Genomic DNA, 14,742 nt, shown 5'->3' with positions numbered 1-14,742 from the left:
CTCCTTTAAATCACCTATCCGGTTCCCATTTAATTCTCTATAGTCACTATAGAGTCAAGCGATAGCTGCAGATAGAGGCATGGAAATGAGAATTGGCGACCTCGCCAAGCGCGCCGGATGCGAGATCGTGACCATCCGCTACTACGAGAAGGAAGGGCTACTGCCGAAGCCAGCGCGAAGCGCCGGCAACTTCCGGTTGTACGGTGATGTACATGTCGAGCGTTTACAGTTCATCCGCCGTTGCCGTTCGCTCGATATGACGCTTCGTGAGATCCGGGCGCTGCTAGAGATGAGAGACAACCCGACGCTGGATTGTGGCGAGGTCAATGTGCTGCTGGACACGCATCTCCAACAAGTGGAAGTGCGTGTGGAAGCGTTGTTGCAGCTGAGGCAACACCTGCTCGCTCTGCGCGAACAGTGTTCAGGTGCTCGACCTGTGCAGGCGTGTGGCATTTTGCGAGGGTTGATCAATTGCAATTGTCATGTTGTAAGTGCCGAACACTCAAACGTCTGAGCAAGCTAGGGCTTAGTGAAGTCTCCCGTACGGCGATCACCTTACGCGAGCACCGCGGTGTTATGACATGACATCGTGAATGACGGGCGGAGAATGACCCCGCCCATCACCGTCAGCCCACTTGGCCGTCGATCGGCCACGCCCGATCCATCGTGCTCTGGTAGACCCAGCCGGCCACGCTCTGACCGGTGCGCCCGTGCAACCGAATCAGTTGCACGGCACGCTCTGCCTGGTCGTCTTCGCAGAACACCTCCAGCTTGATCTGCCTGGTCACGCGTTCTCCCAGTTCTATCGAATAGCTCTGTTCCTGGGCACTGAGCGCAGTCAACTGGCCTTTGACATCGCTGAAAGACAGGTAATGGAATCCACCGTCCTCCAAGGCGTGGATGACGTCGACCACGCGGCCGCGGTGGATGAATGCCTTCACTTCTTTCATGGGGTGTTCTCCTTGGCCAGGCGCCGTGCGGCGCGTTCTTCGATCCAGTCGTAGAGCACCGGCAGCAGTACCAGCGTCAGCAGGGTTGAGGTGATCAGACCGCCGACCACCACGGTGGCGAGCGGACGCTGAGTTTCCGCACCGACGCCGCTGGAGAGCAGCATCGGCACCAGACCCAGGATCGCCACGCTCGCGGTCATCATCACCGGTCGCATGCGCAGCGCCGTGCCGCGAATCACCGCCTCCCGGACAGGCAGCCCTTTCTCTCGTTGCTCGTTCAAGAAGCTCACCAGCACGATGCCGTTCAGCATCGCTACACCGAACACCGCGATAAAGCCGATCGCCGAGGGCACCGACAGGTATTGCCCGGTGATCGCCAGCCCGACGATGCCGCCGATGGTGGCAAACGGCACATTGGCCAGGATCAGCGCGGCGTACTTCACCGAATTGAAGGCGGTGTAGAGCAGCACGAAGATGAAGAAAATCGTCGCCGGCACGATCAGCGACAAGCGCTTCAATGCCCGCTGCTGGTTCTCGAACGCGCCACCCCATTCGCTGTAGTAGCCCGTCGGCAACTTCACCTGCTGCGCGATCGCGGCATTGGCGTCCTTGACGAAGCCGTCGATGTCGCGGCCGCGCACGTCCATCTGGATCACCGCGTAGCGTTGCAACTGCTCGCGACGAATGAACGAATAGCCTTCGGCATCACTGACCTCGGCCACCTGTGACAGCTGCACCAGCGCGCCGCTGGCGGTGCGGATCGGAATGCGCTGGATCGCCGGCAACGAGGCCTTGTCGGCATCGTCCAGCCGCACCGCGATGTCGAAGCGTTTCACGCCGTCGAGCAGCGTCGTCACCGGCTCGCCGCCGATGCCGTTCTTCACCACGGTCAGCACATCGTCGGCATTGAGGCCGTAACGGGCCAGCGCATCGCGGTCCACCTGGATGCGGATCTGCGGCTTGCCGATGTTCGCCTCCAACGCCAGATCCGCCACGCCGGGTACACCAGCCAGCACGTTCTTGATGCGGCTACTGAGCCGATCGAGCTCGCCCAGATCATCGCCGTAGATCTTCAACGCCAACGTGGCCCGCACGCCCGAGATCAACTCCTCGATGCGCATCTGGATCGGCTGGGTATAGCTCACCACGGCGGTGGGCAAGGCAGCTGACAACTCCTTCTGCATCGCTTCCTCAATGCTTTCCAACGTCTCGCCCTTGCGCCATTGATCCTTCGGTTTCAGCGGCGTGTACACCTCCATGTAGTTCACGTCGGCGGTCTCGCCTTTCTCGGCGCGGCCGATCATCGCCAGCGTGGTCTCGACCTCGGGAAACTTTTGCTTGACCAGCGCCGATACTTGCTTGGAGATGCGAATGGATTCATCTAGCGACGCAGACGGAATCGAGGTAATCCGCCACATGATGGCGCCCTCTTTCAGGTTGGGCATGAACTCCTTGCCCAGGAACGGGAACAGCGCAAGGCTGCCGACCAAGGCCCCGGTGGCAATGCCCAACACGAGCTTGCGCCGCGCCAACGCCCAGGCGAGCACCGTGGCGTAGTGGCGTTTCAGGAACGCGACCAGCCACGTGTCCTTCTCCTCCTTCGGTTTCAACACCAAGGCGGCCAGCACCGGGATCAGGGTCAGCGCGAGGATCAACGAACCGGCCATGGCGAAGCTGATGTTGAATGCCATCGGCTTGAACATCTTGCCTTCCAGCCCTTGCAGGCTGAACAGCGGCAGGAACACCACGATGATGATTCCGATCGCAAACGCCATCGGGTTGGCGACCTCGCGGGCGGCTGCCAGCACGGCCGAAGTTCGATCCACCGGGCCCCCATGCGCCTTGCGCTCGGCCATGATGCGGTAGGCGTTCTCCACCATCACCACCGCCCCATCCACCATCATGCCGATGCCGATCGCCAGGCCCGCCAGCGACATCAGATTGGCCGACAGCCCGGCCTGATTCATGCAGATGAAGGCAATCAGCATCGCCAACGGCAAGGCCACGACCACCACCAGCGCACTACGGAACTCACCCAGGAACAGGAACAGAATGATCGCAACCAAGATCGAACCTTCGATCAACGCCCGCACCGCAGTTCCCACAGCCGCGTTGACCAGATCGGTGCGCTCGTACACCGGCTTGACCACCACGCCCGCCGGCAGGGACTGTTTGACCGTATCGAGCTTGGCCTTGACCGCATCGACCACGCTCTTGGCGTTCTCGCCGATACGCGCCAACGCCATGCCCAATACCACTTCCTTGCCGTCGCGCGTCACCGCACCGGTACGTGGTGCGCCCGCTTCGGTGATCGTGGCTACGTCACGCACGTAGACCGGTGTGCCGTCTTCGGTCTTGAGGACGATGTTGCCCAGATCCTTCGCGTTCTGGATCAAGCCCAGTCCGCGCACCAGATACTGCTCGCGTCCCACATCGACGAAATTGCCGCCGACCTGCGCATTGTTCGCCTGCAGTGCCTCGATCACCTCCTTGAAGCCGAGTTTGTGCGCGATCAGTTTCATCGGATCGATGCGCACCTGGAACTGCTTCTCCTGTCCGCCCCAGGAGGTGACGTCGTCGACGCCGGGCGCGGTACGCAGGATCAGGCGGATGGTCCAGTCCTGCAGCGTGCGCAGGTCCATGTCGTTCGGTGCGGTACCCGCCGTGGCACCTTTCATCGTATTGTCGGCGCGCTCGACGGTGTACCAGAACACCTGACCGAGACCGGACGTGTTCGGGCCCATCTCCGGTTTGCCGTAACCCGCCGGCAGGCGATCGCCCACCTGCTGCAGGCGTTCGTTGACCAGTTGGCGGGCAAAGTAGATGTCCATGCTGTCGTCGAAGTACACCGACACAAAGGACAGCCCGAACAGGCTCACCGAGCGGATCTGTTCCACCTTGGGCAGGCCGGCCAGCGCCGATTCCACCGGCGTGGTCAGCAGTTGCTCCACGTCCTCGGCCGCCAGGCCCGACGCCTCGGTGTACACGTTGACCTGTACCGGCGTGACGTCGGGAAATGCGTCGATGGGCAGCTGGCGCACGGCCTGGAAGCCTAGAAAGCCGATCACCACGAAGGCGATCAGCACCAGCACCTTGTAGCGCAGGGAGAATTCAACCAGACGTTCCAGCATCATTCTTCTCCCAACTGCGAGCGCAGCAAACGGGCCTTCAGGGCGAAAGCACCCTTGCGCACGTAGCTGTCGCCGGCCTTGAGGCCCTGGGTGACCACCGTCCAGCCATCGCGCGTGTCGCCGACCATCACGGGTGCCGGCTCAAACTGGCCCTTGCCTTTGGCGAGAAACACGGTCGGCTGATTCTGCAACAGCACGATCGCTTCGGCAGGTACCGCGAGCTTTTGCGAGGCGCTACCCACGGCGATGCGCGCCTCGACCAGTTCGCCCGGATGCAACAGGTCCTGGCGGTTGTCGACTTCGATGCGCACGGGCACCGTGCGGGTGCGCTCATCGGTCTGATGCGAGCGCTGGACGACCTTGCCGGGTATCGCGGTGTCATGCACGAGGATGCGGACATCGGCATCGGGCTTGACCCGTTCGGCATCGGCCGGTGCCATCTGCGCGACGACCCAGACCGAGTCTTCCTTGACCAGGGTGAACAAGGTGCGGCCCGGCTCCACTCGCTCACCGACCAGAAATTCATCGGTAGTCACCCGACCACCGGCTGGCGCGAGCAGCTCGAAACTGCCGTCCGCACCAGCCGATCCCTTGCGCAGCAATCCGCCGATCTGACCGTCGGACAAACCGTAGGCGCGCAACTTGGCGCGGGCCTGGTCGCGTTGCACTTTCGCCTCGTTGTAGCGCCGGGCCGACACGGCCTGTGGCCCGAGCGACGCGATCCGTTGCCAATCCTGTTCGGCGACGATCAACGCACCTTGCGTGGCGGCCACCTCGACGCTGGAGAGCACCACCAACGGCTGGCCAGCCTTCACGACGTCGCCAAGCCGGGCCTTGCGGGCGAGCACTTGCGATTCCACCCGCGGCGACACCAGTACCGTGGAATAGGCATCGGCCTTCACTTCGCCGGGGGCTTTCAACTCATCCGTCAGCGCACGTGGAGCGGCCTTGTCGAGGACAATGCCGGCGTCCTTGATCGCTTTGGCATCCAACGCGAGCGGATTGGTGGGAGCCGGTTCCTGAGCCACTACAGGGCCAGCCAGCGCAGCGAGCAGCGCCATGCCCTGCAGGCTGCGTTTCAAAAGGGAGAGATTCATCGGGGGATATCCTGATTAAGGCCGTCCTGAGTAGGACCGTTCTGGGTGCGGCCATCGAGCCAGTCGGTCAGACGGCCCGCAGCGGTGAGGTAGTCGAACCAGGTCTGCCAGGTCTGGCTTTCCAGTTCCTGGCCGGACAACGCGGTGTCGAGACTTTGCTTGAGCTGCACGAGGTAATCGGAGGTGCTTATTTCGCCGGCACGCCAGAGCTTTTCAAGCAACGTGGTGCGATCCTCGAAAGCCGCGGCACGGCCGCTGCGAAACGCTTCGGCTGCACCGCGCAGGGCGGCGTAGCGGGCTTGCGCTTCCTGCAATCCCGCGCGCAGCACAAACTCGCGCGAACGCACGCCGGCGGCGGCCGCGTCGGCCTCCGCCCGGGCAGCATCCACTTCGGCACGACCGGTGTTGAGCACGGGCAACGGAATGGATACGCTCACGCCGATCACCTGATCGGTACGCGGCCCACTGCGCACCTGGCCACCGGTCAGGCTGAGTGTCGGATCGGGAATGCGTGCACGGCGCGCGACCTGCACACCCGCCTCGGCGCTTGCTTGCTGAGCGCGGGCCTGACGCAGTTCAGGCAACTCGTCGACGGGCAACGGCATCACACTGTCCGTCGCTGGTGACAGGCCGTTGGGCAGCGGCGGCAGGGCCGTGGGTTGATCGCCACTGATGGCCAGCAATGCCGCACGAGCTGCCGCTTCGTTACCGGCGAGCGTGGCTTGCTGCACCTGCGCCTCGCCGAGTGCCAGACCGGCCAGATCGCGTTCGGGACTGCTGATGTCACCGACCTTGAGTCGCTGGGCGGCCAGGTCATCGAAGCGTTGCATCAGCACAAGACGACGCTGGCCCAGTTCACTCTGTCGGGCCGCGAGCGCGGCCGTCGACCACGCCTTCAACCAGCGGGCGGCGACGTCACGACGCAGCACGTTGTAGCCCGCCTCGGCAGCAAGCAGTTCGGCCTCACCCTGGCTGGCCCGGGCACGACGCTTGCCGGACAGATCCAGCGGCAGGCTGATGCCGGCCGTGCGCCGATTGGTGTCGGCATCCTCCGCATCGAGCGACAGTGAGGGGTTGTACAGCGGCTGCGCAGCGGCACGCGCACGGGCTTGGGCAGCATCAAGGTCTGCCCGCGCGGCCTGCACCTCGGGGCTGGCTTGCCAGATACGGCGCACCGCCTCCTGCAATGGAGACGTCGCCAACGATGTCGGCGGGGAAGCTACCGGTGAGGAAGGATGGGATACGGGGGCGGCACTGAGCATCGCCGCATACAACAGACACACGGCGCCGATCGGCACCGAACGTAAAACAGACATGAAGCCATCTCCTGAAAACGGTCACGAAGCGACGAACCGCACAGGCGGTTCATCACGAAACGGAGTGGTTCAGGCGATGGGAGGGCGTAACAGCGAACCGGTCGTGGCCGGCGTGAATCCCGAATGGAAAGTGAGCGGTGCGAAACGTGCTTCCATCATGGCGATGGGAAGCGGCGTGCTGGCCGGCAATGTCACCGAATGCGCACAGGCACAATGACAACTGCGCCCTTCACCCAGAAGACAGGGGTTTGCATCGTCAGCCGATACCGTACTGACGGCGGTATCAGCCAACAAGGTGGTCGGGGCAGCAGCGGTCGCCGAAGCGAATCGCGCCCCCGGTCCATCGGCCACGCAGATCGATCCGCTGACCAGCTTAATCAGCATCACAGCCACGGCCAGCACCCACAGGCCGCGATGGCGGCGCAGGCGGGTCAACAGCGATGGAACGGGCGAGAACATCAGCTGATCCTATATGGCAGCCGCGTTGTTAGACAATCTCACTTTCGGGCATAACACGTCGCTGCCGCCTCCACGGTACGCGTGGCACCTATCCGCAGCAGGACCCCTGCTGCTGGATCGGTGGGCACGGTACGCTGCCCCAGGAACAGAACACGCAACAGTCGCCCGGTTTGGGCTGCAACAATTTGCCGCAGCCAGGACAGTCGTAGAAAAACTGGCAGGCGTCGGTCGGCATGGTCTAGGCGACCTGGTGACCGCAATGCGGACAGGTCAGCGTGCTCTGCAGGATCGGCTCAGCCGCCACGAGCCGCCGCCACGGCCGGGAAGCCGGCATCGGTGATCGTGCGCGCCAGCATCGGCACACTGGTGTGATCCGCATCGAACGTCACGGTGACCGTGGCGGTCTTGAGATCGATCTCCGTGTGCGCCACACCGGGCACGGTCGCCTCGCTTCGATACTCGCCTTGCCGCGTTCCTCGTTGAAGGAACGCGGCTTCAGGACGGCAGCGCGGCATGCCGTGCTTCAACCGGTTCAGAATCCTGTCCGTCCTCAAACGCGAACACCGAGTCGTAAGGAATCCAGGCACCGCAAACAACGCACTCGACCACTGGCAGGCTGCAACAACTCATGGTTCTACCTTCCTTTCGGCTATCCCGCGCAGCACGACAGCTGTTTTACATCCTTGGTGAAGGTCTGCGCCGCCAGCTTCAGGCCCTCGACCATCGTCAGGTACGGGAACAACTGGTCGGCGAGCTCCAGCACCGTCATGTGTGACCGGATGGCAAGTGCGGCGGCCTGGATGATCTCGCCTGCTTCTGGCGTGACCGCCTGCACCCCGATGAGCCGGCCGCTGCCGGCCTCCGCGACGAGCTTGATGAACCCGTGGGTGTCGAAGTTGACGAGCGCCCGCGGCACATTGTCCAGTGAAAGCGTGCGGCTATCGGTCTCGATACCTTTCAGGTGAGCCTCCCCTTCGCTTAGGCCCACGGTTGCGACTTGGGGCTCGGTGAACACCACCGCTGGCATCGTGGTCAAGTCCAGCACCGCTTCACCACCGGTCATGTTGATGGCGGCACGCGTACCGGCGGCGGCCGCCACGTAGACGAACTGCGGCTGGTCGGTGCAATCACCTGCGGCGTAGATGTCCGGTGTGCTGGTTCGCATGCCGCGGTCGATCACGATGGCGTTCTGGGCATTGACGGCAATACCCGCGGCATCCAGCGCGAGACCGCGCGTATTGGCAGTGCGGCCGGTCGCGACGAGCAGTCGATCGGCACGCACTTCGCCGTGCCCGGTGGTGAGCACGAATTCACCGTTCGTATATGCGATCTGGCTCGCTTGCGTGTGCTCCAACACCTCAATGCCTTCGGCGCGGAACGCCGTCGTGATGGCCTCACCAATGGCTGGATCTTCACGGAAAAACAGCGTACTGCGCGCCAGGATCGTCACGTGACTGCCCAACCGGGCAAACGCTTGCGCCAGCTCCACCGCAACCACCGACGAGCCGATGACAGCGAGCCGTGGCGGAATGGTGCCGCTGACCAGTGCCTCCGTGGATGTCCAATACGGGGTTTCCTTCAAGCCCGGGATGGGCGGAACCGCTGCGCTGGCACCCGTAGCGACCAGGCAGCGATCGAAGGACACCTCCGATTCATCCCCCGCCGTCGACTTGACGACCAGCGTGCGTGCGTCCTTGAAACGCGCTTCGCCACGCAGCAGCTGGATGTTGGGGCTGGTGTCGAGAATGCCCTCGTACTTGGCGTGGCGCAGTTCGTCGACACGACCTTGCTGTTGGGCGAGCAGTCGGTCACGCCGAACCACCGGCGCCGTACTGGAGATGCCGTCATCGAACGGACTGGTTCGGCGCAAGTGCGCCACGTGCGCGGCACGGATCATGATCTTTGAGGGCACGCAGCCGATATTGACGCAGGTGCCGCCGATAGTGCCGCGCTCGATGATCGTCACGTGAGCGCCGAGTTCCGCGGCCTTCAGTGCCGAAGCCATGGCCGCGCCGCCGGTGCCGATGACAGCGACACGCAGACGCTGCTCGGCATCGGTGGGCTTGGTGTCGACATCGCTGCGAGGCTTGAACAGACCGCCCAACGAGTCCAGCGCCTGGTTGAGCCTGGACGGCTTGGCCGCGGGTGTGTCGGCGTGCGATGCCGGAGCTGCGGCGACGCGGTAGTTTTTCGGCAAGGTCGCGTTGAGTTGATCCAGACTCAAGGGCTGGATGCTGCGGATGTGCGCCACGCCTTGCGGGTAGGCGACGTCGGCCGCGACGATGTCGGTGAGCGTCTTGAGCGCCTTTTCGACATGCCGAGCACAATCCGCGCACGTCATGCCGGTCACGGAAAGGGTTTGTTCGTTCATGATGTTCCTGGCAAATAGGGGTGTGCCGCTTCGGTTTCGAGCCGAGCGGCACACCGTTGAATCGATAGAAAGGTCATACCAACATCGCAGTCGCGGCATGGCCCGATCAGCAGCAATAGGGCACTACGACGATCAACAGAAACACGATGCCGATGACGATCGCCGCTGTGATGAGGTCGGTTTTCTTGGCAATCAGCCACACCTTCATGTGTTTCATCTCCGGATGTATTGCCAAGGAGCCTGACCGTTGGCTATTCGCGGGCTCGATCCAAGGTCCCTGCCAGCCGAAGGTCATGGCGGCCACTCAGCAGCAGGTGCGGTCTCGGCTCGCTCCGCCGTGACTTCTCCCCGGCGGGGATACCAGATCCCAGATCGATACCGCGACCATCAACACCAGACCGGGATAGAGCAACCACGCCGTGGGCAACCCCATGGTGCTCATGAGCAAGGCGGCCGCCAGCACCAGGACGGGACCGATCATGCCAAGGACCATACGTGGCCATTGCCGATGACGAAGTCCGCCGATCACGTTGGCCAGCAAGGCGAGGACGGCGAACAGCGGCAGCAGGTAACGGATGAACACGCCCTCGTACTGGCTCAAAAAGCCCAGCCCGATGGCGGCACCCAGGCTGGCGAGGGCGGGAAAGCACGCCGCGCAGCCCATCGCCGTGACGATGGCACCGATCACGCCGGCTTTGTCGGCCGTGCGCGTAAGAGGATTAGGAAGGGACATGGGAATGGCCTTGGACGCTTCAGTGCTTGACGGTGGAGGGGTAGCCCGCATCCGTCGTGGCGCTGACGAGTGCCTGGATGCTGGTCTTGGCGTCATCGAAGGTCACAACGGCTTCCTTCTTGTCGAACAGGATCTCGGTCTTTTCGACACCGGGAACCTTGGACAGCGCTTTCTTGACGGTGATGGGACACGCGGCACACGTCATACCGGACACCGACAGGGTGGCGGTCTTCGTAGCCGCCCAGGCAGGCGCGGAAATGGCGGTGGCAAGGACGATGAGAGTGGCAAGTTTCTTCATGGGTGGATCCTCCGGCGGGTCAGTAAAACAGCGGGGCGAGATAGGGGAAGGTCAGCGCCACGAGCACCAGGGCTGCGACGATCCAGAACAAGACTTTGTAGGTGGTCCTGACCTGCGGCACAGCGCAGACGTCACCAGGCGCGCACGCCGTCGCAGGCCGGTAGATGCGTCGCCAGGCGAAGACCATCGCGATCAGCGCTGCGCCAATAAAGTACGGGCGGTACGGCTCAAGCACGGTCAGGTTGCCGATCCAGGCGCCACTGAACCCAAGGGCGACCAAGACCAGCGGACCAAGGCAACAGGTCGACGCCAGTAGTGCGGTGACACCCCCGGCCAGAAGAGCGCCAGAGCCAGTTTTTTTGCTGCCTTGGGTGTTTTCCGCAATCGCGGCATCGAACATGGGTTTGGCAGGTATCGTCTTCATGCGCGCATACTAACCTCCGTACCCGACTACGGAGTCAAGCATGCCCGCCACCCTCACCATCGGTCGACTGGCCTCGGCCGCCGATGTGCACATCGAGACCGTGCGCTATTACCAACGTATCGGTTTGCTGCAAGAGCCCTTGCGGCCGCTGGGCGGCGTGCGTCGTTACGGGCCGCCGGACGTGGCGCGACTGCAATTCATCCGCCGCGCCAAGAGCATGGGCTTCACGCTCGATGAGATTGCCGGGCTGTTGCAACTCACAGGTAGACGCGCCTGCGAGCAGACACGCCGCTTGACCGAATACAAGCTCTTGGATGTGCGCCGCAAACTGGAAAACCTGAAGCAACTGGAAGTCGAGCTCGTGCAGCTCGCTGACCACTGTGCATGTGCTCCGCGTGGCGGGCGCTGCCCGACACTGGATTTTCTAAGACAAGAAGATCGTGTGCCCAAACCGCACGCAACACTGACCGAAGCTGTAAATCACACGACCTGATCAGAGACCCCCCTTGCCATTGGCATCGATCACGACTTCGCCGTCTTCCTTGGCGAATGGGCGCGTCACCGGCGGCAGAATGTCGAGCACCACCTCTGAGGGACGGCATAGCCGTGTACCCAGGGTCGTCACGACGAAGGGACGATTGATCAGAATCGGATGCTTCAACATGGCATCGATGAGGGTGTCATCGGTGATTCCGGGGGCGTCCAGTCCTAGCTCGGCGAAGGGCGTTCCCTTCTCACGCAGGGCCTCGCGCGGCTTGAGCATGGCTTCGTCGATAGGCATGACCAGTTGTTCGCGGCTCGAAGGCGTTTTGAGATATTCGATCACGGTCGGCTCGACACCGGCATGCCGGATCAAAGCCAGCGCATTGCGTGAGGTGCCGCAATCAGGGTTGTGGTAGATCGTGGCGGTCATCGGTGCGTTTGTGTTCATGGTCAGCAGGTTCCGCTGGCACAGCAACTGGCTTTGGCGGGCTGTATAGCTGGGGCCAGCTGAGGTTTAGCCACCTCTACTACGCCGGCGGCGACAGACAGGGCACGTGCTTTGGCCGCACCTTTGCGTTCGCTATAGCGGTCGGTCAGATAGTCGCTGCGATCACGCACCATCAGCGTGAACTTGAACAACTCCTCCATCACGTCCACGACACGATCATAGAACGGCGACGGCTTCATACGACCGGTGTCGTCGAACTCCTGCCAGGCCTTGGCGACGGATGACTGGTTCGGGATGGTCACCATGCGCATCCAGCGACCGAGCACGCGCAACGCGTTCACGACATTGAAGGATTGCGATCCGCCACTGACCTGCATCACGGCGAGGGTGCGACCCTGCGTCGGTCGCACGCTGCCGTCTTCCAGCGGCAGCCAGTCGATCTGGTTCTTGAACACGCCGGTCACCGAGCCATGGCGTTCTGGACTCACCCAGACCTGACCTTCTGACCACAAAGAAAGCGCGCGCAGCTCCTGCACCTTTGGGTGATTGGCCGGCACGCTGTCCAGGATCGGCAGCTCGTGCGGATCGAACACGCGCGTCTCGGCGCCGAACTGCCGCAGGATGCGCTCGGCCTCCAACGCCAGCTTGCGACTGAACGACTGGGGGCGCAGGGAGCCGTATAGGAGCAGGATGCGCGGCGGGTGACTGGAGTCTGCCGGCAGCGCCAATTTGGCCAAGGTCGGGGTATCCAAAACATCGGCCGCAATATGGGGCAGATCCTGCATGGTCATGAAGAGATTCCTGTTGCTTTGATTTGATGATTCTATCATTATGGAAATATAGAATCCAAGCCGAGGCTGTCATGAACCCGTGTCGCGTTCTATTCATTTGTACCGGCAATTCCGCTCGCAGCATCTTGTCCGAAGCGACCCTCAACCATCTGGGCAAAGGCCGTTTCGAAGCCTTTAGCGCCGGCAGTCAGCCGACCGGCCATGTGAACCCCTATGCGATCGAGGAACTCAAAGCCCTCGACATCTCCACCGAAGGTCTTAGCAGCAAGTCCTGGGATCGCTTTACCGAGGAAGGTGCGCCGCCACTGGATATCGTGATAACCGTCTGCGACAACGCCGCGAATGAGACGTGCCCGGTACTGTTCGGCGATTTCGTGAAGGCCCACTGGGGCCTGCCCGATCCAGCGGCTGTCCAGGGTGCCGGCGCCGCGACCGAGGCCTTCCGGCGTGCCCATACGCTCGTGCTTTACCGAATCACCGCGCTGCTGAACCTGCCGGTGGAAACGTTGAGTCAGGACGAGTTGAAGCGGGCACTGGATCACATCGGCACCATCACTGACGCTGAAGAGGAGCACGTATGAGCCTGTTGCCTGCAGACGCGGTTGATGTCGATCCGGGTACGGTGGAGGGCAACCGCATCGGCTTCTTCGAACGCTACCTCACGCTCTGGGTCTTGCTGTGCATCGTGGTGGGCACGACCTTGGGCCACTGGTTGCCTGACACCTTTGAATCCCTTGGGAACATGCAAGTCGCTCAGGTCAACCTGCCGGTAGCGATCCTCATCTGGCTGATGATCATCCCGATGCTGCTGAAGATCGACTTCAGCGCGCTTGGCGGCGTGCGCCGTCAGTGGAAAGGTATCGGTGTCACGCTCTTTATCAACTGGGCGGTGAAACCGTTCTCGATGGCACTGCTGGGATGGATATTCATCCGCCATGTCTTCGCCGGCTACCTGCCTGCCGCACAGCTCGACTCCTACATTGCCGGCCTGATCCTGCTGGCTGCGGCACCGTGCACGGCGATGGTGTTTGTCTGGAGCAACCTGTGCGGCGGCGAGCCCAACTTCACACTGAGTCAGGTCGCCTTGAACGACGCCATCATGGTGGTGGCGTTCGCACCCATCGTCGCGCTGCTGCTGGGGATTTCTTCAATCACGGTGCCCTGGAACACATTGCTGCTGTCAGTGCTGCTCTACATCGTAGTGCCCGTGGTCATCAGCATCGCCCTTCGCCGCTGGGTACTTTCCCGGGGCGGCGAGGCGCAACTGCAGAAACTGCTTCAGCACCTGGGGCCGGCATCCTTGTTCGCACTGCTGGCGACCTTGGTGCTTTTGTTCGGGTTCCAGGGCCAACAGATCCTTGCCCAGCCGTTGGTCATCGCCATGCTGGCCGTGCCGATCCTGATCCAGGTGTATTTCAACTCCGGACTGGCTTACTGGCTCAACCGTCGATTCGGGGTGCCCCATTGCGTGGCCGGCCCTTCGGCGCTGATCGGTGCCAGCAACTTCTTCGAGTTGGCCGTCGCCACCGCGGTGGGTCTGTTCGGCGTGCACTCCGGCGCCGCGCTAGCCACCGTGGTTGGCGTCCTGATCGAAGTGCCGGTGATGTTGTCGGTGGTTCGCATCGTCAACGGCAGCAAGCGTTGGTATGAATCACCGCAGGCTTGATCGGAGCATCCTCATGCAAGGTCACTACAACGTGTTGTTCGTGTGCACTGGCAACTCGGCGCGCAGCATTCTGGCCGAGGCGACCGTCCATCATTTTGGCCGCGATCGCTTTCAAGGCTACAGCGCCGGAAGCCAGCCCAAAGGGTTCATCTACCCCCAGACGCTGGACGTGCTCAAGGCCGTGGACCTTCCCATTGACGGGTTGCGCAGCAAGAGCTGGGCGGAGTTCACGACACTGGAGGCTCCCGTGATGGATTTCGTGATCACCGTGTGCGACCAAGTGGCCGGCGAAGTTTGCCCCGCGTGGCCGGGTGCGCCCATCACCGCGCACTGGAGCATTCCCGATCCTGCGAAGGCGCAAGGCGATGAGGCCACTGTTTACAAAGCCTTTGTGCTGGCCCGAAATCTTCTACAACAACGAATCAGCCTGTTACTCAATTTGAACGTGACGGCCCTGGATCGGCTCGCGCTATCAAGTCGGCTCGATGCGATCGGAAAGGCATCCAGCAACGATACGGCCGGCTGATCCAGTGATGAGTGCAAGCATTACACTGCCCACGAAGATCACCGTACAC

At 62.4% G+C, this 14,742-nt stretch carries 18 protein-coding genes; 5 read left to right on the top strand and 13 right to left on the bottom strand.

Annotation, left to right across the window (positions count from 1 at the left end):
* Positions 1–79 precede the first annotated feature (79 nt).
* The gene (gene cadR, locus UUA_RS05550) at positions 80–514 is read left to right on the top strand and encodes a Cd(II)/Pb(II)-responsive transcriptional regulator (RefSeq protein ID WP_008434968.1); all 435 of its coding nucleotides are present in this window, start codon (positions 80–82) and stop codon (positions 512–514) included.
* 112 nt (positions 515–626) lie between these two features.
* On the opposite strand, the gene UUA_RS05545 is transcribed toward cadR, so the two are convergent.
* From UUA_RS05545 to merT, 11 genes are all read right to left on the bottom strand, one after another.
* Complete coding sequence (locus tag UUA_RS05545) at positions 627–950, bottom strand: P-II family nitrogen regulator (protein ID WP_008434966.1); 324 nt, start codon at positions 948–950, stop codon at positions 627–629.
* The gene (locus UUA_RS05540) at positions 947–4,081 is read right to left on the bottom strand and encodes an efflux RND transporter permease subunit (protein ID WP_039953618.1); all 3,135 of its coding nucleotides are present in this window, start codon (positions 4,079–4,081) and stop codon (positions 947–949) included. The genes UUA_RS05545 and UUA_RS05540 overlap by 4 nt, the downstream gene beginning before the upstream one ends.
* Positions 4,081–5,178 carry an efflux RND transporter periplasmic adaptor subunit gene (locus UUA_RS05535; protein WP_008434964.1) on the bottom strand — a complete coding sequence of 366 codons (1,098 nt, stop codon included), beginning with the start codon at positions 5,176–5,178 and terminating at the stop codon, positions 4,081–4,083. Before UUA_RS05535 ends, UUA_RS05540 begins: the two co-directional genes overlap by 1 nt.
* Positions 5,175–6,353 (bottom strand): TolC family protein, encoded by a 1,179-nt coding sequence (locus UUA_RS05530; RefSeq protein WP_008434962.1) that lies wholly within the window; start codon positions 6,351–6,353, stop codon positions 5,175–5,177. The genes UUA_RS05535 and UUA_RS05530 overlap by 4 nt, the downstream gene beginning before the upstream one ends.
* 210 nt (positions 6,354–6,563) lie before the next feature.
* Positions 6,564–6,953 (bottom strand): hypothetical protein, encoded by a 390-nt coding sequence (locus UUA_RS18780; protein WP_081491506.1) that lies wholly within the window; start codon positions 6,951–6,953, stop codon positions 6,564–6,566.
* Positions 6,954–7,041: 88 nt separating this feature from the next.
* Complete coding sequence (locus tag UUA_RS20380) at positions 7,042–7,188, bottom strand: GDCCVxC domain-containing (seleno)protein (protein WP_484592869.1); 147 nt, start codon at positions 7,186–7,188, stop codon at positions 7,042–7,044.
* A gap of 58 nt (positions 7,189–7,246) precedes the next feature.
* On the bottom strand, positions 7,247–7,480 hold the full coding sequence (locus UUA_RS05525; protein ID WP_238532995.1) for a heavy-metal-associated domain-containing protein: 234 nt from the start codon (positions 7,478–7,480) through the stop codon (positions 7,247–7,249).
* Positions 7,481–7,602: 122 nt separating this feature from the next.
* Complete coding sequence (gene merA / locus UUA_RS05520) at positions 7,603–9,324, bottom strand: mercury(II) reductase (protein WP_008434958.1); 1,722 nt, start codon at positions 9,322–9,324, stop codon at positions 7,603–7,605.
* Between the two features lie 304 nt (positions 9,325–9,628).
* Positions 9,629–10,057 (bottom strand): organomercurial transporter MerC, encoded by a 429-nt coding sequence (gene merC, locus UUA_RS05515; protein ID WP_008434956.1) that lies wholly within the window; start codon positions 10,055–10,057, stop codon positions 9,629–9,631.
* A gap of 19 nt (positions 10,058–10,076) precedes the next feature.
* The gene (gene merP / locus UUA_RS05510) at positions 10,077–10,355 is read right to left on the bottom strand and encodes a mercury resistance system periplasmic binding protein MerP (RefSeq protein WP_008434954.1); all 279 of its coding nucleotides are present in this window, start codon (positions 10,353–10,355) and stop codon (positions 10,077–10,079) included.
* Between the two features lie 19 nt (positions 10,356–10,374).
* Positions 10,375–10,755: a mercuric ion transporter MerT gene (gene merT / locus UUA_RS05505; RefSeq protein ID WP_050981808.1), complete on the bottom strand. Its 381-nt coding sequence runs from the start codon at positions 10,753–10,755 to the stop codon at positions 10,375–10,377.
* Positions 10,756–10,819: 64 nt separating this feature from the next.
* Between merT and UUA_RS18770 the strand changes: the two genes are divergently transcribed.
* Complete coding sequence (locus UUA_RS18770) at positions 10,820–11,272, top strand: MerR family transcriptional regulator (protein ID WP_008434952.1); 453 nt, start codon at positions 10,820–10,822, stop codon at positions 11,270–11,272.
* On the opposite strand, the gene arsC is transcribed toward UUA_RS18770, so the two are convergent.
* Both arsC and arsH read right to left on the bottom strand, forming a co-directional pair.
* On the bottom strand, positions 11,273–11,692 hold the full coding sequence (gene arsC / locus UUA_RS05495) for an arsenate reductase (glutaredoxin) (RefSeq protein ID WP_008434950.1): 420 nt from the start codon (positions 11,690–11,692) through the stop codon (positions 11,273–11,275).
* 20 nt (positions 11,693–11,712) lie between these two features.
* Positions 11,713–12,501 carry an arsenical resistance protein ArsH gene (arsH, locus tag UUA_RS05490; RefSeq protein WP_008434948.1) on the bottom strand — a complete coding sequence of 263 codons (789 nt, stop codon included), beginning with the start codon at positions 12,499–12,501 and terminating at the stop codon, positions 11,713–11,715.
* Positions 12,502–12,572: 71 nt separating this feature from the next.
* On the opposite strand from arsH, the gene UUA_RS05485 reads away from it, so the two are divergent.
* From UUA_RS05485 to UUA_RS05475, 3 genes are read left to right on the top strand one after another with little or no spacing between them, the layout of a single operon-like run.
* The gene (locus tag UUA_RS05485; protein ID WP_039953607.1) at positions 12,573–13,082 is read left to right on the top strand and encodes an arsenate reductase ArsC; all 510 of its coding nucleotides are present in this window, start codon (positions 12,573–12,575) and stop codon (positions 13,080–13,082) included.
* A complete protein-coding gene (arsB, locus tag UUA_RS05480; RefSeq protein WP_008434944.1) occupies positions 13,079–14,167 on the top strand; it encodes an ACR3 family arsenite efflux transporter in 1,089 nt (362 codons plus the stop codon). Before UUA_RS05485 ends, arsB begins: the two co-directional genes overlap by 4 nt.
* A 13-nt stretch (positions 14,168–14,180) precedes the next feature.
* Positions 14,181–14,693, top strand: a complete 513-nt coding sequence (locus UUA_RS05475) for an arsenate reductase ArsC (protein WP_039953606.1) — start codon at positions 14,181–14,183, stop codon at positions 14,691–14,693.
* Positions 14,694–14,742: the final 49 nt, after the last annotated feature.

The sequence above is a fragment of the Rhodanobacter thiooxydans LCS2 genome (genome assembly GCF_000264375.1).
GTDB classification, from domain to species: Bacteria; Pseudomonadota; Gammaproteobacteria; order Xanthomonadales; family Rhodanobacteraceae; genus Rhodanobacter; species Rhodanobacter thiooxydans.
The sequence above is the reverse complement of the archived record's forward strand: the minus strand, read 5'-3'. Positions and strand labels throughout refer to the sequence as shown.

What these genes read in the sequence shown, in the direction of transcription:
- cadR (WP_008434968.1), top strand. Translation starts at nt 80, where the DNA reads ATGGAAATGAGAATTGGCGACCTCGCCAAGCGCGCCGGATGCGAGATC.
- UUA_RS05545 (WP_008434966.1), bottom strand. Translation starts at nt 950, where the DNA reads ATGAAAGAAGTGAAGGCATTCATCCACCGCGGCCGCGTGGTCGACGTC.
- UUA_RS05540 (WP_039953618.1), bottom strand. Translation starts at nt 4,081, where the DNA reads ATGCTGGAACGTCTGGTTGAATTCTCCCTGCGCTACAAGGTGCTGGTG.
- UUA_RS05535 (WP_008434964.1), bottom strand. Translation starts at nt 5,178, where the DNA reads ATGAATCTCTCCCTTTTGAAACGCAGCCTGCAGGGCATGGCGCTGCTC.
- UUA_RS18780 (WP_081491506.1), bottom strand. Translation starts at nt 6,953, where the DNA reads ATGTTCTCGCCCGTTCCATCGCTGTTGACCCGCCTGCGCCGCCATCGC.
- UUA_RS20380 (WP_484592869.1), bottom strand. Translation starts at nt 7,188, where the DNA reads ATGCCGACCGACGCCTGCCAGTTTTTCTACGACTGTCCTGGCTGCGGC.
- merA (WP_008434958.1), bottom strand. Translation starts at nt 9,324, where the DNA reads ATGAACGAACAAACCCTTTCCGTGACCGGCATGACGTGCGCGGATTGT.
- merC (WP_008434956.1), bottom strand. Translation starts at nt 10,057, where the DNA reads ATGTCCCTTCCTAATCCTCTTACGCGCACGGCCGACAAAGCCGGCGTG.
- merP (WP_008434954.1), bottom strand. Translation starts at nt 10,355, where the DNA reads ATGAAGAAACTTGCCACTCTCATCGTCCTTGCCACCGCCATTTCCGCG.
- merT (WP_050981808.1), bottom strand. Translation starts at nt 10,755, where the DNA reads ATGTTCGATGCCGCGATTGCGGAAAACACCCAAGGCAGCAAAAAAACT.
- UUA_RS18770 (WP_008434952.1), top strand. Translation starts at nt 10,820, where the DNA reads ATGCCCGCCACCCTCACCATCGGTCGACTGGCCTCGGCCGCCGATGTG.
- arsC (WP_008434950.1), bottom strand. Translation starts at nt 11,692, where the DNA reads ATGACCGCCACGATCTACCACAACCCTGATTGCGGCACCTCACGCAAT.
- arsH (WP_008434948.1), bottom strand. Translation starts at nt 12,501, where the DNA reads ATGACCATGCAGGATCTGCCCCATATTGCGGCCGATGTTTTGGATACC.
- UUA_RS05485 (WP_039953607.1), top strand. Translation starts at nt 12,573, where the DNA reads ATGAACCCGTGTCGCGTTCTATTCATTTGTACCGGCAATTCCGCTCGC.
- arsB (WP_008434944.1), top strand. Translation starts at nt 13,079, where the DNA reads ATGAGCCTGTTGCCTGCAGACGCGGTTGATGTCGATCCGGGTACGGTG.
- UUA_RS05475 (WP_039953606.1), top strand. Translation starts at nt 14,181, where the DNA reads ATGCAAGGTCACTACAACGTGTTGTTCGTGTGCACTGGCAACTCGGCG.